Source organism: Allomuricauda sp. F6463D (assembly GCF_023015965.1).
In the GTDB taxonomy this organism is placed as follows: domain Bacteria; phylum Bacteroidota; class Bacteroidia; order Flavobacteriales; family Flavobacteriaceae; genus Flagellimonas.
In genome coordinates this window covers 150,909-171,827 of the sequence record NZ_JALKAN010000001.1, presented here as the reverse complement: position 1 = coordinate 171,827, position 20,919 = coordinate 150,909, and the positions used below count along the sequence as shown (strand labels likewise).

Genomic DNA, 20,919 nt, shown 5'->3' with positions numbered 1-20,919 from the left:
TTTAATAATAAAAAAAAGGTCGGTGCAAACACCGACCTTTTTAACATGAGTTTTAAATCCTTTATTTAAAAGGAACGTACTCAAATCTTTGTCCACCAACTGATGCATCTGCCATTAATCCAGCTTTGGGCATGGCAAACACCACTACGCCATCATTATAATTAATGTTTTCTGAAGCGCCTGATTCAACAATCACTGCTGATAAATCAGCTGAGACTGCATAATCTCCGGTCTTAAAATCATTGATAGCTTCTTCAGTTTCAAAAAAGATAACCTCGGTAAGCGCTTGTCCACCAGCTTGAAGCCCGACATCAATTTTTTTCATGTCCGCCATCCCAATCTGTTGGCCATTTTCATAAACTACTCCATTACCAGAAGCGCCACCAAGAATAAATCCACCTTCTCCTACATTAGGAAATATGACATAGCCTGTGGAATTTTCAAAAAACTCCTGCAAACCTTTGTCTTCTTGGATCAATTTCATTTTTGCTTTTTTTGCATCTTCTATTACATCTCTGTCTTTGTTGTTCTGTGCCATTGTCCCAACTACCATAAATAGCGTGGCCACAACGGTTATAAATTTTAAATTTTTCATAGTGTATTATTAAGTTATTATTCAATTTAACGAAAGTCTTATTCGACCTTCATTAATTTCAAACTACGCATAATCAACACCTTACCTTTGCTTAATCGCAGATAATATTGATTCATTTCGAAAAAAACGGCGTGTTAAACTTGGGTAGCTTTACCCTCCAATAATTTCGCCGCCATTAATGTGCATTACCTGGCCGGTCATGTAACTACTATCTTCACTTGCAAGGAAAACATAGGCTGGGCCCACCTCAGCAGGCTGTCCCATTCTTCCCAATGGAACATTTTCACCAAATTCCTTAACGTTTTTCTCATCAAAACTTGCCGGAATCAAAGGAGTCCAAATTGGTCCTGGTGCCACAGCGTTCACCCTGATTCCCTGATTCGAAAGATTGGTGGAGAGACTTCGGGTAAATGACACAATCGCCCCTTTGGTACTCGCATAATCGATTAGGGTGGCTTTGCCCCTATACGCTGTTATGGAGGCCGTATTTATAATGGCATCCCCTTCTTCCAAGTATTTCAGTGCTGATTGGGTGAAATAAAAAAATGAAAATACATTGGTTTCGAATGTAGTTTTAAGCTGGTTAAAACCTATATCTTCAATACTTTCTTCAGGAAACTGCATCGCTGCATTATTTACCAAAACATTTAACAATCCAAAATGTTCCACCGTTTGTTCAACAGCTTCCTTGCAAAAGTGTTGATCTTTAATATCGCCTTGTATCAAAAAACATTTCCTTTGTTCTTCCTGGATCATTTCCTTTGTTTTTTCAGCATCCATTTCTTCATTGTAATAGACTATGGCAACATTGGCTCCTTCCCTTGCATAGTGCAATGCTACACTTCTACCAATACCACTATCTCCACCGGTTATTAGTGCGACCTTATCCTGTAATTTGCCGCTTCCCTTATACCCTTCATGGATTGTTACAGGTTGTTGTTCCATTTGGTGTTGATTCCCAGGTTGTTGTTTTTGAACTTCTGTTTTAGGAGTCATAATTATATTTTTAGATTAAACAATTGATCTTTATAAATTCAGTGTCAGGATTTCCTATCCTGTTTCTAAAACTTAAGTCAACACTACGCTATAGGATAGCTGAAACCAACAAATTATTAATTCAAAAAATGTCAAGAACCATTGGCAGTATTAGTCAGGCTAAGTAGGGAAGACTTTGAAACCATTTTTTTGCTAAAAATCCCGAGGTCTTTCGTGAGTCAAAACCATTAATACGCCAATATTGCTAGTTCACATAGTGAAGTGTAAGCTAATTCTACAACTATCAGAATGTTATAAATAAGTGATGCCCAATCAATTTGACAATCGGTGTTAACAAAACTGTATTGGGTTAATCTTTGTTTCATTCGTATCACCGTTAAAGAGAATCTGACCTTACCTTGAATTAAAATTCTAAACAGAGCGGTCTATTCATTAAGACCAAGAATTTGAATCCACGTAGATACAACTTATGGACATCGTGATATCGTGTACGAACGAACAGTTCACATGATTCAAAAACAAGTAAAAACAAAGAGATGAAACGTAAAGAAAAGAAACATACTACCGTTAGGAGCGCATTCGAGGATTTTGTGATACATGGAGAACATCCCTGCCTAATGGCTCAGAATATTTTTAAAAAAGATGAGGTAACTCTTAATGCATATGAAAATTTTGGTACGAAGCGTACGGCACAATTTATGTTTGATGATATTATGGAGTTTTTGGAAGATTATGATTTCGAGACTAACAATTTCCAAACATATATTGCCACTTTTCCTTTGGAAAGCATACCTACTGAAAAGGAATTTGAACAACTGCTATGGCAACAGTTACAATCGATTCACGATATTGACACTTTTGATTGGGACCCTTCTGTAAGCAGTAATCCAGAAAGCGATAAATTTAGCTTTAGCATAGGTGGAAAAGCCTTTTATATTGTTGGTTTACATCCAGAAAGTTCACGCAAGGCGCGGCAAGCTCCTTTTCCAACGCTCGTATTTAATTTACATTGGCAATTTGAGCAACTGCGCAGAATGGGTGCTTATCAAAGAATACGAGATGCAATACGTGAAAGGGATAAAAAGCTTCAAAATAGTATTAACCCAATGTTGAAGGATTTTGGAACAGAATCCGAATGCAAACAATACAGTGGGAAAAAAGTGGGAAAGGAATGGAAATGTCCATTTTCCCACAGCCGTAAACTGAAGAAAGAACCCCACATTTAATGGGTTTACAAATCAGATAGCAAATTCGATTATTTCCCATCCTATTAAAGACTGAGGAAGGGAACTCCATTATAATTTTATTATAAATTTTCCTTGATACTTAAGAAAATGGCCATTAGAATTCCAAAACAATCCGGTACTGCATTTTTATTAAAAAAAGGCGATAACCTCAAGATTATAGATCCTCTAGGAGAACAGGTCAGTGATATGGTTCTTTTCAATGCGCAGGATAAGCGTGAAAGTATAAGCTCTGGTAAAACGTTTGACTTTGAAGAAAGCATTTTACTTACTACTGGCAATACACTATGGAGCAACAGAAGTAATAAAATGATGAGTATAGTAGAGGATACCAATGGAAGAAACGATTTTCTATTGGCTCCGTGCAGTCCAGAAACCTTTAAAATTATGTACGATAATCCAGCATATCATCCCAGTTGTTTTGAGAACCTTTATTCAAGTCTAAAACATTTTGGTTTACTGCCCGATGACATTCCAACTGCGTTCAACATATTCATGAACGTGGAAGTATACCCAAATGGGAAACTTAGAGTAAAAGCACCACTGAGCAAAGCTGGTGACCATATTTTATTTGAGGCCAAAATGGATTTAATCGTAGGCCTTACCGCCTGTTCCGCGGAAGACAGTAACAATGGTACATTTAAACCCATTGATTATCAAATATTCCAGGGGTCACAACACCCTAAACAGGGATAAATTCAATAAAAGCTAAGCTGGCCAAAAGAAAAAATGTCCTTTCGTAATTGAAAGGCACACAAGCTATACATTGATTGAGAATATCATCTACAAGCTTAATATTTCAATAGTTTTAGCATCTTTTTTGGGGAAAGGTATTCGAAATGGCGCTGCGTTACACGAAAAGATTCATCCAGCAGGACTATTGCGGGAAGGGAAAAAGGCCTCCCTTCTCTAGAAGCCAGTAACAAGGGAATCTCATGAACGGCATTCCGTTTTTTACCATATTCTTTATTCTCAAACTTTTGTCCATCGAAAACAATCGTTTCGGTAGTTTCGGCATCCATTTTTACGGCATAATATTCCGAATTCAATTGAGCTATGATTTCCGGATCTTTATAAGCTACTTTTTCCATTTTTTTACAGTAAACACACCAATCTGTATAAAAAGAAACAAATACCTTTTTTGGCTTTTTGGCCAATGAATCTTCCAATTGTTCAAAGCTCAACCATTCTATCCGAGTGGTTTGCGCGGAAAGCCCTATTGAAGTTGTAATTAGGATAACTAGGGATAAAAATTTTATACCTTTCATATACCTTTTTTAAATTAAGAGCCGCCCCTTCCCTTTGCTTTTGAACTACCGATTCCAGTATGAGGGTTTTGGACGGCTCTTTACTAACTATAAACTCAAACTTATATTTTAATGAAACTTACCAAAGGTAATACCAAAGAAAAACGTTCTAGGTAAGCCAGGCCCATATACGTAGACCGAATCTCTACCTGGTCCACTATCAAAATCATCTTGGTAACTATTGAACATATTCTTAACACCTCCAGAAAAAGTCGCCATAAAATTCTCGCTAAAATGTACGTGAGCCGATAATTTTATGTTCAAATCCAAAAAAGAATCTACATCGTTCAATTCTAAAAACCCTGTGTCACTAATAACTCTTGGCACCGTCATGCTGCCCGTATAGGTTCCTGTAAGATCAACACTAAAAACCTCACCAGGAATCCAAGCTGTGTTTAAAAAACCATAAAAGTTAGGGTTTCTTACGAATTCATCTACAATAATGTCCGATTCGCCGGGGGTACCGTCTGATTCGAACAAAACTTGCGATTCATCATATTTAGCTTTTTGAAGTGTACCACCTACTTGAAATTGCCATTGTGGATTAGGGGAAAGTCCAAATTCAAAATTGGTACCATACACTTTTGCACCTTCACCATTTCTAACCTCTTCAAGAATAGAACCATTACCCAAAACCGCACCTGTACTTACCAAGGTAAATGGATCTTCCAATGTTGTGTAAAATCCTTCTACAAGAAAGTCCATTTGTAACAGTCCAATACTTTTTGAATAGTTAAATGAACCGGTATATGCATTGGAATACTCCGTATTCAAATCATCAGAAAGAATAACGAACAGCGGTTCACCTCCAACACTGGCGATATGAAGGTCTTCGTTGAAGGCCTGTGGTGCACGAAATCCTCTTGCATAACCTCCCCTAAATCTCAAATCCTCTGATAATTGATAGGAAATGGTTAATCGTGGCGAAAAAGCAGTTTGGTTAATATCCACAGACCTATCGATACCACCAATGGAATAGTCACCATCAACACTAACATTATCCAAACGACCACCGATCAGCGCGGTGAATTTCTCTGTAGGTTTCCATTCATATTGCGCATAACCACCCAAGGAGTTTACCCTTTGATCAATCAAACGATCATATCCGGGAATTTCATCTTCTGTTTCAGTATGGTTATATTCCGTTCCAACAGTAAGTACATCGTTGTTCTTAAAGGCTTTTGTGTACTGCACACCATTTACCCAAGCCAAATCCTTGGTTTCACCAAAAGCATTATTGGCCAAAATACTATCTTGACGTGTGGTTTCACCTCCAAGACCTCCGTAGTAGCTACCCCTATTGGTGTAGGTTGCAGAGGTATACACTTGAAATTGGTTGGTATTGTCTTTACTCGATATCTCATAATCTGCACCTCCCAAAAAAGTGTCGTGTTCCAATTCTTCCGTTATATCAGTAAATTGTGGAGAAAGGTCCAATTTATTACCACCACGACGGTATTCTTGTATTGCATTTAAGTTTACGGATAATCTACTACGATCGTTAGGTTTTACAAAGGCCTTTGCCCCAACGGTGTTGTTTCGTAGTTCCACTAATTCAGTAAAACCATCATCATTGGCGTCCCATGCCTCACGGTTTCTATAGGTGCCAAATAGGGTAACACCACTATTTAAATCATCTGCGACTACAGAAGTATTGAAAGTGAGGATTCGGTCGGCCGCTTCACCATTCACCAATTGCATATCGGTCCCAATTTCCCAAGTGTTTAAAACAGGATCTTTGGTAATTACATTCACTGTACCCGCTATCGCATTTGATCCATATAGCGCAGAACCACCACTACGAACCACTTCAACACGCTCTATAATATTCGCAGGGATCTGTTCCAAACCATACACCCCTAACAACGATGAAAATACAGGCCTGCTATTCAACAAAATTTGGGTGTAACCTCCTTCAAGACCGTTTAAACGTACTTGGGTAAATCCACAGTTTTGGCAGTTTGTTTCCACCCGCACTCCCGGCACATAGTTAAGCCCATTTGCAAGCGTTACAGATTCTGTTGCATTTAATAGTGCTGACTTTAAGGTAGAAACTACTACAGGAGCATTTCTACGTTCCACCCTATTTCTTGTAGCGCTTATAACCACTTCTTCCAATCCAAGAGCATCTTCCACGAGGTTAAAGTCCAAGGTAATCGTTTGGCCATCCGTAACAGTGACTTCCTTAGAAGTACTTCTAAAACCTTGGGAACTCACTTGTATGGTATGAGTGCTAGGAGCTACACTTAACTCATAATATCCACGTGCATCTGTAGTTGTTCCATCAGTACCGTTTGCAACAAAAACTGATGCAAAAGAAACCGCTTTATCCCCCGACATAATTCTCCCGGAAATAGTAGATTTCCCACTTTGTGAAAATGCAGTCATAAACTGACAAATCATTAGAATTAAAAATAATTTTTTAGTGTTCATTTTTTTAGATTAGTTGTATGTAATTATATTTTTAGGCAAACCTAATTATATATTATTAAAAGATAAAATGTATCTTTACTTTTTTTAAAAAATTATGCTCACACAATCTGAAGAAAATTATTTAAAAGCCATCTTTCATATTCAACAAGAAGTGGAGGGCGGTATATCTACCAGTAGGCTTGCCGAAAAATTAGAAACCAAAGCGGCATCCGTTACCGAAATGATTAAAAGGTTGGCCGATAAAAAACTGGTGGATTATCAAAAATATTACGGGGTACAACTAACGGATATGGGTCGAAAACATGCCTTGCTCATAGTTAGAAAACATCGATTATGGGAATTTTTTTTAGTGGAACGTTTAAATTTTAACTGGGACGAGGTTCACGAAGTGGCCGAACAATTGGAGCATATTAAATCACCTAAATTGGTCGAAGAACTTGACATATTTTTAGGACGACCTGAATATGACCCTCATGGCGATCCTATACCCGATGCAAACGGTAACCTTCCTAAATCACCGAAAAAAAGACTGTCACAACTTAAAACAGGCGACCATGCCATATGCAAAGGTTTCAATGATAATTCCTCCTCCTTCCTAAAGTTTTTGGATAAACAGGAAATTGGTCTGGACACACAAATTGAGGTGATACACATTGAGTCCTTTGATGAAAGCATGACCGTATTAATCGATAAAAGAGAAGTTCCTTTATCCAAAACAGCATCAGATAATATTTACGTTGAGCATATAACAGTTGAGGTGTAAAGAATTGCACCAGTAGCCATCGCAACCAACGTTTAATTCTTTAATAAAAATTATATCAAGTACTAAGCATGAAACAAACCATACCTGTTCTTTTATTCATAATACTCTTGGCGAGTTGTAAAAATGGTGAAACAGAAAATAAAGATAAGCAGCTTAATATCGTCACTACAACAACGATGATTACCGATTTGGTCAGCAATATTGCTGGAGATTCAGTAAACGTACAAGGTCTTATGGGCAGTGGTGTGGATCCTCACCTATACAAAGCAAGCGAAGGAGATGTCTCCAAATTGGCCAATGCAGATGTTGTATTTTATAGCGGTTTGCATCTTGAAGGAAAATTGGTAGACGTTTTTGAAAAAATGGGACATAGCACCAATACAGTGGCATTGGCAGAAACCCTAGACAAATCAAAATTAATTGGTTCCGATTATTTTGCTTCTAATTATGACCCACATATATGGTTCAATATTACCTATTGGAAACAAATGACCCATTATCTTACCCAAGAATTGAGTAAACTAGACGCTAAGAATGCTGATTTTTTTGAGGCTAATAAAATTGCCTATCTGAAAAAACTGGAGGTTTTAGAAAATAATATCCTTACAACCATAGCTACCTTACCAGAAGAAAAACGTGTTTTAGTAACCGCACATGATGCCTTTAATTATTTTGGCGAAGCATATGGTTTTGAAGTGGTAGGTCTTCAGGGCCTTAGTACGGCTACAGAGGCAGGTGTGCAAGATGTACAGAAGCTGGCTAAACTGATTATAGATAAAAAGGTAAAAGCGATTTTTGTGGAGTCCAGTGTACCGGAGCGTACAATTAAAGCACTGCAACAAGCCGTTTTATCCAAAGGTTTTGAAGTCGAAATCGGTGGAACACTTTACTCGGATGCACTGGGTAACCCTGGAACAGAGGAGGGAACTTATATTGGCATGTTTAAGTATAATGTAAATACCATTGTAGAGGCCTTGAGATAATAGCCGAAAAAAACGTAGTACAAATTTTTATGTACTACTCTATTTAAACTACAAAATCAATATAAATTGATAAATAACAGTAAATGACCAAGAAACATCCCGCAATACAGATTGATGACCTTACCGTTGCTTATGATTATAAACCGGTGCTTTGGGATATTGATTTAGTTATTCCAGACGGAGTACTAATGGCCATTGTGGGGCCTAACGGAGCAGGAAAATCTACTTTGATCAAAGCTATTTTAGGAATTATAGAACCAATTGCCGGAAGTGTTCAAGTTTTTGGGGAACCCTATAAAAAACAGGTTGACAAGGTAGCATATGTACCACAAAAAGGAAGTGTGGATTGGGATTTTCCCACGACTGCCCTAGATGTGGTCATGATGGGTACTTACGGTAGCTTGGGTTGGATTAAACGTCCAGGGCAAAAAGAGAAAAAAGCGGCATTGGAAGCCTTGGAAAAAGTTGGCATGCTTGAATTCAAGTCCCGACAGATAAGTCAGTTGAGTGGAGGACAACAACAACGGATATTTCTCGCCCGTGCCTTGGTTCAAAGTGCATCCATCTATCTTATGGACGAACCTTTTCAGGGGGTAGACGCTACTACCGAAAAAGCTATTATCAACATATTAAAAGAACTGCGACAGGCCGGTAAGACCTTAATTGTAGTGCATCATGACCTGCAAACTGTACCAGAATATTTTGATTGGGTAACGTTTCTAAATGTAAAGGGCATTGCCTCAGGACCGGTAAAGGATATTTTCAATGATGATAACCTCACAAAAACATATGGCATCAATTATAAAGTGGCGGTAAATAAATAATTATGGGGCTTTCGGAATTCTTTACAGACTACACCCTTCGCAACATTACGCTCGGCACTTCCATTTTGGGGGCCATCTGCGGAATGCTGGGTAGTTTTGCCGTATTACGAAAACAAAGTTTATTGGGCGATGCCATTTCGCATGCTGCACTTCCCGGTATTGCACTGGCATTTTTAATTACGGGTGTTAAGGATGCTAACTTTATTTTGATAGGTGCACTCATTAGTGGACTGGTGGGCACTTTTTGGATAAAAGGTATTGTAAAACGTACTCGGTTAAAGAGTGATACAGCTCTAGGACTCATACTTTCATTGTTTTTTGGTTTTGGGATGTTATTGCTCACATTTATTCAAAAAATGCCCAATGCCAATCAAGCTGGGTTGGATAAATACCTTTTTGGACAGGCTGCCACTTTGATGGAAGAAGATGTGTGGGTCATGGCTATAGTTACTGGAATCAGTTTGCTGGTATTATTACTATTTTGGAAAGAACTGAAGCTTTTGCTCTTTGATCCTGATTATACTAAGACTTTGGGTTTTAACACTCGTTTTTTGGACATTCTTATCACTACATTTATCGTGTTAGCTATCGTATTGGGTCTACAAACAGTTGGTGTAGTGCTAATGAGCGCCATGCTATTGGCCCCCGCAGCAGCAGCTAGACAATGGACCAATAGCCTTGGTGTAATGATAGTATTGGCGTCTATATTCGGAGCTTTTTCCGGCGTTTTTGGTACAGCTATAAGCGCAAGTCAAGATAATCTATCTACAGGCCCTGTTATTGTTTTGGTCGCGGCGGCTTTTGTTATCGTTTCTTTTATTTTTTCCCCAGAACGTGGATTGCTATTTAGGGAAATACGGTTTCGTAGGAACCGAAGGGAGCTACACCTGAAAAAAACCTTGACATTCATGTATCATATTGTTAAAGAGCACGATAATATTTCACGTCCACATGCGATTCGTATTCTTAATAATTTTCAGGGATATACCCGTAAAACATTGAATAAATTGGAAGATGAAAGATTCGTTCGCATAGAAGGTAACCAATGGTCCATGACCCAAGAAGGTTTCAATGAAGCAGAATCCATATACAATCAATTAGGCAACAAAAATGACTAGCGCACAAATAGAAATACAGCTTATTGCAGCATTGGTAGCAATTGCCTGCGCCTTGCCAGGTACTTTTCTGGTACTCCGAAAAATGGCAATGATCAGTGATGCCATAAGTCACGCTATTCTACCCGGTATTGTTTTGGGCTTTTTTATAACCCATGATCTTAATTCACCAATTTTGATTGTGTTGGCCGCCATAACTGGGGTCATTACCGTAGTTCTGGTGGAATTTATTCAAAAAACAGGACTGGTAAAAGAAGATACTGCAATAGGACTCGTGTTTCCTGCATTGTTTAGTATAGGGGTCATTCTAATTGCAAAAAACGCCAATGACGTACATTTGGATATTGATGCCGTGTTGTTGGGTGAACTGGCCTTCGCTCCCTTTGACCGACTGTTGATCGGCGGAACGGATTTTGGCCCGAAGTCACTTTGGGTAATCAGTTGCATTTTACTTATCAGTTTGATATTATTATTTCTATTTTTTAAAGAGCTGAAGCTAAGCACTTTTGATAAAGGGTTGGCGACTACTTTGGGTTTTTCTCCTATCATTCTGCATTACGGGCTGATGACCGTTTCTTCAATCACCATTGTAGGTGCTTTCGATGCGGTTGGAGCGGTTTTGGTTGTAGCATTGATTATTGCTCCAGCGGCCACCGCGTACCTCTTAACGGATGACTTAAAAAGAATGCTGGTTTTAAGCTGTATTTTTGGTGTGCTTTCAGCTATTCTAGGGTATTGGATAGCAAATTTTTTAGATGCATCCATTGCCGGTTCCATGACCACTGTATTGGGGTTAGTGTTTCTACTTGTATATCTATTCGCACCCAAGCAAGGAGTGCTTTCCAATTTTTTTAAGGAACGTCAACAACGGATTGAGGTTTCCCTTTTGGTATTTTTATTGCACCTGCAAAACCATACGGAGGAAAAAGAACGACACGTTAACCACCTTAGGGAACATATCAATTGGCATAAAGTACAAGCTAAAACGGTACTGGAACTTGCGTCTAAAAACAACCTGGTCAAAATTTCTGAAAATATCGTTTCACTAACGGATAAAGGACAAGAGTTTACGGACGAAGCATTAAAGTATATCACCACGAACAAAGTCACTGCCATTGAGGAATTAAAGAATCGTTTTTTCTTGTTTAGAGGATAAGATATACAGTAGAATTTCCAAAATAGCGAAAAAACTAACTACACTGTTTCCTTCTTTCCTTGATGCAAAATAGCATCTACAAATATTTGATCTGTTTTATATATAACAATATATCGGCTAATCAGCTTAAATAAAACAGCGCAATTACAACCAAAAAGGGAATGGTGGCTCTTATTCTTTGGATCATCTTTTTAGATGTACGGAAAGACCTTTAATTATCTCATTTCAAATTTTAACTATGTTTTCTTTTAATATTTCTATTGCTGATACTTAGTGCGCCGTTCACAGCCTACTCTGTCTTCAAACTTGCATACATTTATATTTACCTTTTGTAGCGATATCGTCTAGCACATCACACAAAAGCTCCCGTTCACCAGTTGCTATTAAACCGCTTCACTTCTGCAAAAACTTCATTTTACCAATGGAATTGATAAAGTTTCCATTCCGTACAATGATTTTAATTTAGAACCCACATTAATTTTTTACCCATGGTATTGTTGGCCTATGTTATCTTAAAGTCCAGTCCCACTGAATAAATGAAGTAAGGTATCATTCTGAATTTTAAAACTCACCCATCTGTTAATTGGCGCTCCATTAGTGTAATAACCGACGTTGTGTGTTTCTTTCTTTCCATTGACGCGGGTAAATTCCAGCACATAGCTTCCATCCATTTTATTTTGGTCCATCAATAAAATACCGAAGACACTCTTCTTAGGTTGCAAGGAATCAAACGTCTTCTCCGCTCGTCTTTCGGAAGTAGTGAACGTTATCGATTCAATTATAACATCTGATTGGTTCTCAATACTAAACTCAATGCTATTCTCTTTAAATAAGTTGCACGAACTCAATAGCAAGAGTAAAATTAGTATGAGTGATTGTTTTTTGTGATGCATTATCTACGTCTTTAAATATGTTTAAATAGTGGAATGGAATGGAAATGTAGTCAAAATCATATGTATGTCATCAATGATCTTTACCAACATCCTTTTATATTATTTTACACCCTTTGACTTACTGTCTTAATTCCCTCCATTTAATTTATAAAAGGCTTTGTTTAATATCAAATTATTATAAAACAGATTTTATTGTAAATCAAATGACATGGCAGTACCTCAAGCTCACTCTAAAATTAGATAAGCCTTTACTATTAACAAAAAGCAGTTTTATTAATCGTATACCGACCTAATATAAATTGGTTAATTTCTTGTGACCATTTTTTTAAAATACATGTATTGGAAAAGGTATATAATTATAAATATCGTAGTATCGGACCCAAAAAAATAACAAAGTCATGAAAAGCTATAAAATTCAATCTAGCATTCAGTTCTTCTAAAAAATTTCTTGGAACTTTGTAGCTCTATACTCCGAGTTTGCAAGCAAAAACTAAAATCAGAACCATCATTTCCCAATGCGAAAACACAAGGTAATTAGAACCTTAATGGTCACCACTGTTTTATTTATGCAACTTACATTCTTGACCATGATCGTAAAGGAGCATTACGCTACAAACTTTTCTATAATTGTTGGTGTAATTTTTATTTTACTAACTATTTTGTATGGCCACCGGTATTTGAACCTACACCATGAAGAATATGGTTACGAAAAAATTACAATCGCAATCTGGGTGCCTATCGGAGCTGTATTGTGTTATCTCATAAACATCCAAGGTGGTTTAGGTGGCATTTTATCCATGGGCATCGTTGGCACTTCAGCTTCATTCGTACCATATATAAATAAAAAGTCGAATTATTTAAAACAATTGCCAGCAAGTATTTACTGTGGTGCTTTTGTTGGCATGTCAAGTGTAGAAACCACACCGTCCATTGATTTTGTAATCGCTGCCGGATTATTGGCTGGACTTTTTTTTATGACATCTAAAAATCTATTTCTAGGTATTGGAGGTAAACTAGGCACAATGGCATTTGCAGGGGTTACTATTGCTACATTCATTTATTGGTTATCGGCATGAACAGTTATATTCTTCTGTTTGTTGGCATTATAGGAGCTACACTTACTTTTTTTATAAGTGAACGGATGAAGCTAGGTGCTGTAAAAGCATCTGCCTTACCGTCTTTACTTGTGGGATTGTTTTTTTATTGGTCACCAGATGTGTTCAACGCTTATTTAACAGAACATATTCCCATCGTATTTGTGGGCACATCTTTCATAGGCATGGTATCCTCTAAAGCCGTAAAAAGTTATGCACTATTGGCTATTTCAGGAGGTATCTTCGCTATTATCTATATTAAAACCAATTACATTTTTAAAGGGTATGGTGGCGCACTCGGTGCTCTTGCATTCACCGCTTTACTGGCCAGTATGGTATTACGTACGGCAATATCAAAAAGAGCCACGCTAACAAATCGATGGTCGACACTAAAAAAACTCTCATTTAACCGAAAGAAATAGTCCCTTCACTTTTATAAAATCTGTAATATTATCTGAAGTAAGACAATTACTTAGAGTCAATAGGTTTAATAATTCAAAACCGTTTGCATAAAGAGCGGGACAGTTATATACAACCGAACTCTCCTGTAAAGATTAACATTAAATAAAAAAGGCCATAGTACTGAAACTATCCCAATTCGAGTCAGAAAAACAGGAGTTAATTTATTTTATAGAGGTCTACGCCCAGAAATTATATTATATAGAATCGCGATAACGGCAATAACTAATAGAATATGAATAAGACTACTTGTACCTATTCCGGCTACAAAACCAAAAAAGCCCAAAACCCATATTAATATACAGATTACTGCCACTAACCATAATAAGCTTCTCATAACTTAAAGTTTTATGTTTTGAGTAAAGCTATATATCATCACAACAGAATATTAAGTCAATAGATTCTATTATTAACTCAATAGACAACAGGTGTATACTTTTATGTTGCAGTCAACATAAAAATTAGGCCATTATAATCAATGGTTTAATATTTGTAAAAAAAAATAGGGTTATTTCTATTGTAAAGTATGTTTGAAAACAAGCATTAGAATGATAAAAGAAAGTAGATGTTCACAGAGCTATTTTTAATTTTGACCTATTTATATGAAACATTGCCCTTTCAGAATACAAATCAATTAGAATGTACAGCAACATTTAAGACATGCTATTCATTCAAAAATAATGACCTATAAGAAAATGGTTTTATGATTATAAGTACATTACTTTTTGCTATGATTTAATCTAATTTATAAAAAAAGAAAATGCGAATTAAACTATTGGTAACGGCATTATTGTTCCACAATGGCCTTTTAATGGCTCAAGACAGTGAAATGGATGATATGTGGGGTGAACAAAAAGTGCAACAAATGGATGCCCCAAAAGAAAGAGCAGACTTATTCTCCAACGGGAACTATGCTATGTTTGTGCATTGGGGTCTCTATTCAAATATTGCTAATAAATGGAAGGATAGTACCTATTATGGGATTAGTGAATGGATAATGCACCCTAGAAGAGCGGGAATTCCAGTTGGCGAATATATGGAACAATCCAAATTATTCAATCCAATAGAATTTGATGCCAGGGAAGTTGCTAAACTTGCCAAGGATGCCGGGATGAAATACATTGTCATTACCAGTAAACACCACGATGGTTTTGCTATGTACGATTCTAAGGTCAACGATTTTAATATTGTAGATGCTACCCCTTATGCCAAGGACCCTATGAAGGAATTGGCACAAGCTTGCAAAGAGTTTGGCCTTGGGTTTGGGTTTTACTATTCTCATAATCAAGATTGGAGCTTTCCTGGTGGGAATGGCGGACCAACAATCAATGAAAAAGGAAAAGAAGTAGGATTCGATTTTTATTTTAAAAACAAATGTTTGCCTCAGGTAAAGGAGATTGTAACAAAATACGGAGATATTGATCTTGTTTGGTTCGATACTCCTGGGGATATGGAAAAACAATACGTAGAAAAACTTATTGATGTGGTGCGAAAGCACCAACCTAATGCCATGATTTCGGGCAGGGTTGGACATGGTTTGGGAGACTATCAGTCATTGGGGGATATGAATATACCTGTCAAAAACCTATCCGGCCTATGGTAAACAGTCGACGTAACCAATGATTCCTGGGGCTATGCGTGGTATGACGAAAATTGGAAAAGCCCCAAACGCATTCTTACAAACCTTATAGAAACTGTAGCCCGTGGTGGAACCTATATGTTAAATATTGGACCAAAACCAGATGGTTCGATTCCCCCGGAAGCACAAAACTCCTTAGTTACTTCGGGGAATTGGATCGCCAAATATCCACAAGTACTTTATGGCGCAGAAGCATCTCCATGGCGGCACGCATTACCTTGGGGAGATGTTACAGTAAGCACCAACGGTAAATTAAATCTTACTGTATTTAACTGGCCGTTGGATGGTGTTTTGTGGCTGCCTAATTTAAAAAATTCGGTTACATCGGCCGTCCTTTGGGTTAATGGGAATCGTCAAGAATTGGAAATCTGTAGAACGCGTGACTGGGTAAGCATTATGCTTCCAGCTAAACGCCCAGAAAAACTAATATCAGTTATTGAGTTAGAAATAGAAGGGCTTCCACAAGTCGAAGATATCTACAGTATAGACCCTATTTACTCCACTGAAATTACAGTAGACTTTGCGAATGTTTCTGAATGTACCATTGCTGAAAAAAGGTGGATGGAAAAATTTGGAGAATGGAAGCATATTAATCAAGTTAATAACTGGGGAGCTTCCAGTAAAGTAGTTTGGGAGATAGATGTCTTAAAACCTGGCACGTACCAAACTGAACTTAATTATGCCGGAGAAGGGCGTTTGGTCTGGAGTATTTTATCCGATGAAGGATCTATGGTTCAGAACCAGCAGAATTCTTCGAGTATTTATAGTTATCATCAAATGGGGGTGATGAAATTCGAGAAGGCGGGAAAGCATACCGTAACAGTTTCGTTACTAAATGGTCACAATGATAAAATTAGTTTAAATGCAATACGGTTTACTCCTAGAGCAACTGTCGATTAAAAAAAATTACTTTAATTATCAAAAAAATCTAATATATGGGCAAAATTGTCCGATAGGGTAATTACAAAATATGGTAGTTCGAAGATGAATCCAAAATGCACGGGAACATTCGATTAACCCGAAGGGTGAACCATCGCAATTAAAACATGTTGAAATTCTACATATCCCCCAAAAGTACTGCGGTTGACAGTGAACCCGTAAGCATCCTTTCAAATTTATCGTTGTTAAAGGAAATAAAGATTGTGAAGGGTGGTACGTTAAATAAATTGGAGAGAATAAAATGATTAAGAACGTTGGGGATAAATATGGTATGATTTCAATTAAAATTATAGAGATACAACCCTTATATTAGAGGCATTATCCAATTTCGTTGGCAATTGTTCAATATCAAGTACCTGCAACACTAGAATGGTAGTCAATATAGCTTAAATATTATAGCAGAATGATGAATAAATACAGTCTACGAATTGTTTTTACGGCCTTCACATTATTATTGCTTAGTTGTGGGGGTGGACATCAAAAAAAAGAAACACATGATTCGGAACCACTGAAAAAATCACCAAATGTGGTAATTGTGGTTACCGATGATCAAGGTTATGGAGATTTTGGCTTTACCGGAAACCCTGCTATCAACACTCCCACAATAGACCAACTGAGTAAGGAAGGAACCTTATTGAACAATTTTCATGTTGATCCTACATGTGCCCCTACTCGTGCAGCCTTGATGACAGGACGTTACTCTGATCGTGTCGGGGTATGGCACACTGTACAAGGACGCAATATGTTGCGGAAAAGAGAAACTACTATGGCCGATGTATTTGGGGCCAATGGTTATGCTACCGGTCTATTTGGCAAATGGCATCTAGGGGACTGTTACCCCTACCGCCCCGAAGACCGCGGATTTCAACATACCGTATATCATAAAGCAGGAGGAGTAGGTCAAGCTCCCGACTATTGGGGGAATGATTATTTTGATGACACGTACATTGTGAATGGAAAGCACCAACGTTTTGAAGGTTTTTGCACGGATGTTTGGTTCAATGAAGGGATGAATTTCATCAAAGACAATAAAGACAAGCCCTTTTTTGCTTACATATCTTTAAATGCACCACATATACCGTTGTATTGTCCCGAAGAATACGTAACACCCTATAAAGATGACCCAAGAGTATCCTCTCCAGAATTTTATGGGATGATAACAAATATTGATGATAACCTAGCACGACTAATGGAAATGTTGGAAACCGAAGGTGTCGCCGACAATACAATTTTGGTGTTCATGACGGATAATGGGACGGCTAGTGGTATCATTGACGGGCGTGGTTATGATGCTGGAATGAGAGGAAAGAAAAATTCGGAATATGAAGGAGGTCACCGTGTTCCATTCATCATTCGTTGGCCAGATGGTAATATAGAAGAAGGCAAGTCTATAGAGGACCTAACCGCCCATATTGACATTCTACCAACGCTTGTAGACCTATGTGGACTGAAAGCGCCTGAAACCGAGTATGATGGTTCCAGTATTCGAGAACTTCTCTATTCGGAGGCTTCAGAATGGCCTAAGCGGTCTTTGGTGGTAGAATCCCAACGGGTAGTTGACCCGATTAAATGGCGTAAAAGTGTTGTGATGTACGATCGCTGGCGTTTGGTCAACGGCGAGGAGCTGTTCCAACTGGACAAGGACCCTAAACAGTCCATAGACATCGCTGAGGAGAATCCCGAAGTGTTTGAACAATTACGTGGTGAATACAACAAATTTTGGGACGATGTTTCAAGGGAACATGACCTTACCAGTTATATGGTCATCGGTTCTGACCGTTCACCCATTGTCTCGCTTTCTTCGCACGATTGGTTGATTGATAGGCTTCCACCATGGAACCAAGGACATATTATAAATGGTGAGGTAGCAGAAGAATCTTTTTGGGCAATAGAGGTGGAATATGAGGGCACATATGAAATCTCTTTAAGGCGTTGGCCCGTGGAAGCGGATAAAGGCATCAATGATGGTACCTACGGGAAAGCTTTCAACTATAAAAAGGCCCTTATGCGTATTGGAGACTTTGATAAAACAGTTGATATTCCTGAAGGCGCCAAAGAAGTTACATTTAAGGTTGACTTAAAAAAGGGAGTAACCAAACTTTCTCCCATGTTTATTGGACCGGACCTTACAGCCACCCCCTATTATGCTTATGTGACACATAAGCCCAAACCCGGTTGGCAAACACCCGAAGGTATGGGTATCCCAGTATATGACCCATCCTATGGACGGGTTCCACCACAAAAAAAGCAGATTAATATTTCGGAATAAGTAGGATGGCGGTTTTAGCGCGCTATCCCATGTTTTATACCGGTTTTTCAACAAAGGAAACTAGTGTTGGCAAGGGATTTTGGGAAGATCAAAGTAACTGATGAGAAAATTAATATTAACAGTGAGTGCATGCTGAAGTCGGGTCCCTGATTTCCCATTTCCACAACCACTTTAGCTTTTCTCATCTTATTTACTATCACCTATCTTATTATCTACATAACCAAAAACAATGTTGATGATAACAACTAAAATGATAATTATACCCAATTCTACGAACATTGATGTTGCCGCTAAACAACCGGCGCCAGCACTACACCACAAAGTTGCCGCAGTGGTGAGCCCTTTTACGCGCTCTTTCTTTTCATTTTGGAGAATTACCCCGGCTCCTAGAAACCCTATTCCCGTAACAACTTGACTCAACACTCGGGTTATATCAGCATAGTCTTCTCCATAAAACCTCATGGATATTAAAACAAAAACAGCAGCACCAATGGCCACCAAGGTATTCGTTTTAAGTCCAGCGTGCTTACCCTTATACTCTCTTTCCAGTCCTATTAAGAGTCCAGCTATTGTGGCCAAGCCTACTTTTAGGCCAAAATCCATGGCCTCTACTATATCCCATGTAAATATTTCTGTCATAATAAAGTCTATTTGGTAAAAAACAACCCCCAATAAATATTGAGGGCAGTTTTTACTGGAAAAGAACGTTTACCTCTACCAACTTGCAATCTCTCTTTTTAATTCTTCCTTTTCTTTTCCGGTTTTTTCCTGTAATCGACCCAACATTTCATCAAATTTGCCTTCGGAATATGTCAGGTCACTATCAGTAAGTTCTCCATACTTTTGTTTAAACTTACCTTTTACTTGTTTCCACTTACCTTCTAATTGATCACTATTCATAGTTTTATTTTTAAAATTATTGTCGTTAAAATTTACTCGTTTTGTAATAAATCCATTGTCTTAAAAAGTTAAGATATTAATGCAAAAGAAGAAAATCAGGCTAGGTTGAGGGACTAAATCACCATCGTCTTTTTAGAGCAAAAAAAAGTAATAATTGAGATAAGGCTATGCCTATAATTGTATCACCTTTATAATGAAGCAAAGAAAGCCTTTGTAATACATCAAAATATAAGCATGCCTAATCCCAGAATAAAAAACGAAGAACAATATGAAGCTCTCCGTGATAACGGGTACAGTAAAGAAAAAGCTGCCAGAATAGCCAATACACCGGATGCAGGAAAAAAAGGAGGAAAAGCAAGCCCCTATGAGGAATGGACAAAAGAAAAGCTCTATGAAAAAGCTAAAAAAGTAGGTATTGAAGGCCGTTCAAAAATGAATAAAAAAGAACTTATACATGCTCTTAGGAACGATTAATATAATTTTCATTCATAAAAGAGTGATACTAAAAAACTAAAGGATGTGGTATAGCATAAAACTCTATAGTAACATTAAAAACCAATATTACTTTAATAAACACTGTGCTAGAATATCACTTGGCTTTTACCAAATATGCCCTTTCATTTAAAACTTGTTCATTCATTTTACCAGTAAATACAGAAATCATCATCAACCTCAACTTTTCAGACCATTTCACCTACTGAACTAAGAAATATACAGTTGGTTTGTCATTAAATATATAGGCCATATAAAAATGATGAGTCGGTTTGGTTATAACCATTTTATAAATAATATTCCAATGGAAAAAAAAGCAAACAAAAAACAAAGGAACGTTGAAAAAGGACCTCCTTTACAACATAAAGAAGAAGACAACGCTGAGGTCGACCAGCAGTCCATGCAAATGAAAGGCAAAGGGTTTCCTTGGGCAACCGTCATAACCCTATTGGTGCTTTTCATAGTAGTAGGGATTATTTTGGCAACGGTCAACGAGTAATCAATACATAATAATCTTTGGTGAAAAAAGTAAAGTTAAAACTGCATGAATACTTTAGGTCAAAATGACCACATTATTGGCAAACCATATAGTGAATCCAGCCCTGCATATCGGCATAAAAGCTCAAGCCTTGATATACATGGCCTATGAGAAAACCAAATTCTATTAGTTGAGTATAGAGACGAACTAGAAGAGCTGGCTCAACACCTATTAAAATATAAAGTAGCTGTAAAAGTAGATTTAGAAGCGATTTTGGGAAAGCGATTAAATTTGTGTCTGAAGATGCTGGTTTAAACTTAATATTACCCAATTATCTATG

The 20,919-nt window shown here is 37.6% G+C and carries 19 protein-coding genes and 2 pseudogenes; 13 read left to right on the top strand and 8 right to left on the bottom strand.

What is annotated here, in order from left to right; translation table 11 throughout:
- Window positions 1–61: 61 nt before the first annotated feature.
- Together MWU56_RS00730 and MWU56_RS00725 are read right to left on the bottom strand one after the other, a co-directional pair.
- Window positions 62–595 (bottom strand): YSC84-related protein, encoded by a 534-nt coding sequence (locus tag MWU56_RS00730; RefSeq protein ID WP_247041221.1) that lies wholly within the window; start codon window positions 593–595, stop codon window positions 62–64.
- A 150-nt stretch (window positions 596–745) separates the two neighbouring features.
- Window positions 746–1,591: an SDR family oxidoreductase gene (locus MWU56_RS00725; protein ID WP_247041220.1), complete on the bottom strand. Its 846-nt coding sequence runs from the start codon at window positions 1,589–1,591 to the stop codon at window positions 746–748.
- 530 nt (window positions 1,592–2,121) lie between these two features.
- On the opposite strand from MWU56_RS00725, the pseudogene gntA reads away from it, so the two are divergent.
- Both gntA and MWU56_RS00715 read left to right on the top strand, forming a co-directional pair.
- Window positions 2,122–2,817 (top strand): annotated as a pseudogene (gene gntA, locus MWU56_RS00720) (guanitoxin biosynthesis heme-dependent pre-guanitoxin N-hydroxylase GntA); the annotation flags it as partial.
- A gap of 108 nt (window positions 2,818–2,925) precedes the next feature.
- On the top strand, window positions 2,926–3,531 hold the full coding sequence (locus MWU56_RS00715) for a DUF1989 domain-containing protein (protein WP_247041218.1): 606 nt from the start codon (window positions 2,926–2,928) through the stop codon (window positions 3,529–3,531).
- A 95-nt stretch (window positions 3,532–3,626) separates the two neighbouring features.
- Here the strand turns inward: MWU56_RS00715 and MWU56_RS00710 are convergent, their stop codons facing one another.
- Together MWU56_RS00710 and MWU56_RS00705 are read right to left on the bottom strand one after the other, a co-directional pair.
- The gene (locus MWU56_RS00710; protein ID WP_247041216.1) at window positions 3,627–4,103 is read right to left on the bottom strand and encodes a thioredoxin family protein; all 477 of its coding nucleotides are present in this window, start codon (window positions 4,101–4,103) and stop codon (window positions 3,627–3,629) included.
- A gap of 108 nt (window positions 4,104–4,211) precedes the next feature.
- Complete coding sequence (locus MWU56_RS00705; protein WP_247041214.1) at window positions 4,212–6,575, bottom strand: TonB-dependent receptor; 2,364 nt, start codon at window positions 6,573–6,575, stop codon at window positions 4,212–4,214.
- 94 nt (window positions 6,576–6,669) lie between these two features.
- Here MWU56_RS00705 and MWU56_RS00700 point away from each other — a divergent pair, with 94 nt between their 5' ends.
- The 5 genes from MWU56_RS00700 (at window position 6,670) to MWU56_RS00680 (ending at window position 11,416) form a co-directional block, all read left to right on the top strand.
- Window positions 6,670–7,338: a metal-dependent transcriptional regulator gene (locus tag MWU56_RS00700; RefSeq protein WP_247041212.1), complete on the top strand. Its 669-nt coding sequence runs from the start codon at window positions 6,670–6,672 to the stop codon at window positions 7,336–7,338.
- A 68-nt stretch (window positions 7,339–7,406) separates the two neighbouring features.
- On the top strand, window positions 7,407–8,321 hold the full coding sequence (locus tag MWU56_RS00695; protein WP_247041210.1) for a metal ABC transporter solute-binding protein, Zn/Mn family: 915 nt from the start codon (window positions 7,407–7,409) through the stop codon (window positions 8,319–8,321).
- 83 nt (window positions 8,322–8,404) lie between these two features.
- Window positions 8,405–9,145, top strand: coding sequence for a metal ABC transporter ATP-binding protein (locus MWU56_RS00690; protein ID WP_247041206.1), 741 nt, complete (start codon window positions 8,405–8,407; stop codon window positions 9,143–9,145).
- A gap of 2 nt (window positions 9,146–9,147) precedes the next feature.
- On the top strand, window positions 9,148–10,263 hold the full coding sequence (locus MWU56_RS00685; RefSeq protein WP_247041205.1) for a metal ABC transporter permease: 1,116 nt from the start codon (window positions 9,148–9,150) through the stop codon (window positions 10,261–10,263).
- Window positions 10,256–11,416, top strand: coding sequence for a metal ABC transporter permease (locus tag MWU56_RS00680; protein ID WP_247041203.1), 1,161 nt, complete (start codon window positions 10,256–10,258; stop codon window positions 11,414–11,416). Before MWU56_RS00685 ends, MWU56_RS00680 begins: the two co-directional genes overlap by 8 nt.
- A gap of 512 nt (window positions 11,417–11,928) precedes the next feature.
- On the opposite strand, the gene MWU56_RS00675 is transcribed toward MWU56_RS00680, so the two are convergent.
- On the bottom strand, window positions 11,929–12,264 hold the full coding sequence (locus tag MWU56_RS00675; RefSeq protein ID WP_247041201.1) for a hypothetical protein: 336 nt from the start codon (window positions 12,262–12,264) through the stop codon (window positions 11,929–11,931).
- Window positions 12,265–12,824: 560 nt separating this feature from the next.
- On the opposite strand from MWU56_RS00675, the gene MWU56_RS00670 reads away from it, so the two are divergent.
- Both MWU56_RS00670 and MWU56_RS00665 read left to right on the top strand, forming a co-directional pair.
- The gene (locus MWU56_RS00670) at window positions 12,825–13,385 is read left to right on the top strand and encodes a hypothetical protein (protein WP_247041199.1); all 561 of its coding nucleotides are present in this window, start codon (window positions 12,825–12,827) and stop codon (window positions 13,383–13,385) included.
- Window positions 13,382–13,825, top strand: a complete 444-nt coding sequence (locus MWU56_RS00665; protein ID WP_247041197.1) for a hypothetical protein — start codon at window positions 13,382–13,384, stop codon at window positions 13,823–13,825. Before MWU56_RS00670 ends, MWU56_RS00665 begins: the two co-directional genes overlap by 4 nt.
- 206 nt (window positions 13,826–14,031) lie before the next feature.
- Here the strand turns inward: MWU56_RS00665 and MWU56_RS00660 are convergent, their stop codons facing one another.
- Window positions 14,032–14,199: a lmo0937 family membrane protein gene (locus tag MWU56_RS00660; RefSeq protein ID WP_247041196.1), complete on the bottom strand. Its 168-nt coding sequence runs from the start codon at window positions 14,197–14,199 to the stop codon at window positions 14,032–14,034.
- 423 nt (window positions 14,200–14,622) lie between these two features.
- Between MWU56_RS00660 and MWU56_RS00655 the strand changes: the two are divergent.
- Window positions 14,623–16,401 (top strand): annotated as a pseudogene (locus MWU56_RS00655) (alpha-L-fucosidase).
- 442 nt (window positions 16,402–16,843) lie between these two features.
- The gene (locus MWU56_RS00650; protein WP_247041195.1) at window positions 16,844–18,709 is read left to right on the top strand and encodes an arylsulfatase; all 1,866 of its coding nucleotides are present in this window, start codon (window positions 16,844–16,846) and stop codon (window positions 18,707–18,709) included.
- Window positions 18,710–18,895: 186 nt separating this feature from the next.
- Here MWU56_RS00650 and MWU56_RS00645 read toward each other — a convergent pair whose 3' ends face one another.
- Entirely contained in the window at window positions 18,896–19,348 is a 453-nt protein-coding gene (locus tag MWU56_RS00645; protein WP_247041194.1) for an MgtC/SapB family protein, read from the bottom strand.
- A 75-nt stretch (window positions 19,349–19,423) separates the two neighbouring features.
- Window positions 19,424–19,609 (bottom strand): CsbD family protein, encoded by a 186-nt coding sequence (locus MWU56_RS00640; RefSeq protein WP_247041193.1) that lies wholly within the window; start codon window positions 19,607–19,609, stop codon window positions 19,424–19,426.
- A gap of 234 nt (window positions 19,610–19,843) precedes the next feature.
- Here MWU56_RS00640 and MWU56_RS00635 point away from each other — a divergent pair, with 234 nt between their 5' ends.
- Window positions 19,844–20,083 (top strand): Rho termination factor N-terminal domain-containing protein, encoded by a 240-nt coding sequence (locus tag MWU56_RS00635; RefSeq protein WP_247041192.1) that lies wholly within the window; start codon window positions 19,844–19,846, stop codon window positions 20,081–20,083.
- Window positions 20,084–20,405: 322 nt separating this feature from the next.
- Window positions 20,406–20,600, top strand: a complete 195-nt coding sequence (locus MWU56_RS00630) for a hypothetical protein (protein ID WP_247041191.1) — start codon at window positions 20,406–20,408, stop codon at window positions 20,598–20,600.
- Window positions 20,601–20,919 lie beyond the last annotated feature (319 nt).

Excerpts from the sequence above, each read along its gene's own strand:
- MWU56_RS00730 (WP_247041221.1), bottom strand. The coding sequence starts at position 595 with ATGAAAAATTTAAAATTTATAACCGTTGTGGCCACGCTATTTATGGTA.
- MWU56_RS00725 (WP_247041220.1), bottom strand. The coding sequence starts at position 1,591 with ATGACTCCTAAAACAGAAGTTCAAAAACAACAACCTGGGAATCAACAC.
- MWU56_RS00715 (WP_247041218.1), top strand. The coding sequence starts at position 2,926 with ATGGCCATTAGAATTCCAAAACAATCCGGTACTGCATTTTTATTAAAA.
- MWU56_RS00710 (WP_247041216.1), bottom strand. The coding sequence starts at position 4,103 with ATGAAAGGTATAAAATTTTTATCCCTAGTTATCCTAATTACAACTTCA.
- MWU56_RS00705 (WP_247041214.1), bottom strand. The coding sequence starts at position 6,575 with ATGAACACTAAAAAATTATTTTTAATTCTAATGATTTGTCAGTTTATG.
- MWU56_RS00700 (WP_247041212.1), top strand. The coding sequence starts at position 6,670 with ATGCTCACACAATCTGAAGAAAATTATTTAAAAGCCATCTTTCATATT.
- MWU56_RS00695 (WP_247041210.1), top strand. The coding sequence starts at position 7,407 with ATGAAACAAACCATACCTGTTCTTTTATTCATAATACTCTTGGCGAGT.
- MWU56_RS00690 (WP_247041206.1), top strand. The coding sequence starts at position 8,405 with ATGACCAAGAAACATCCCGCAATACAGATTGATGACCTTACCGTTGCT.
- MWU56_RS00685 (WP_247041205.1), top strand. The coding sequence starts at position 9,148 with ATGGGGCTTTCGGAATTCTTTACAGACTACACCCTTCGCAACATTACG.
- MWU56_RS00680 (WP_247041203.1), top strand. The coding sequence starts at position 10,256 with ATGACTAGCGCACAAATAGAAATACAGCTTATTGCAGCATTGGTAGCA.
- MWU56_RS00670 (WP_247041199.1), top strand. The coding sequence starts at position 12,825 with ATGCGAAAACACAAGGTAATTAGAACCTTAATGGTCACCACTGTTTTA.
- MWU56_RS00665 (WP_247041197.1), top strand. The coding sequence starts at position 13,382 with ATGAACAGTTATATTCTTCTGTTTGTTGGCATTATAGGAGCTACACTT.
- MWU56_RS00660 (WP_247041196.1), bottom strand. The coding sequence starts at position 14,199 with ATGAGAAGCTTATTATGGTTAGTGGCAGTAATCTGTATATTAATATGG.
- MWU56_RS00650 (WP_247041195.1), top strand. The coding sequence starts at position 16,844 with ATGATGAATAAATACAGTCTACGAATTGTTTTTACGGCCTTCACATTA.
- MWU56_RS00645 (WP_247041194.1), bottom strand. The coding sequence starts at position 19,348 with ATGACAGAAATATTTACATGGGATATAGTAGAGGCCATGGATTTTGGC.
- MWU56_RS00640 (WP_247041193.1), bottom strand. The coding sequence starts at position 19,609 with ATGAATAGTGATCAATTAGAAGGTAAGTGGAAACAAGTAAAAGGTAAG.
- MWU56_RS00635 (WP_247041192.1), top strand. The coding sequence starts at position 19,844 with ATGCCTAATCCCAGAATAAAAAACGAAGAACAATATGAAGCTCTCCGT.
- MWU56_RS00630 (WP_247041191.1), top strand. The coding sequence starts at position 20,406 with ATGGAAAAAAAAGCAAACAAAAAACAAAGGAACGTTGAAAAAGGACCT.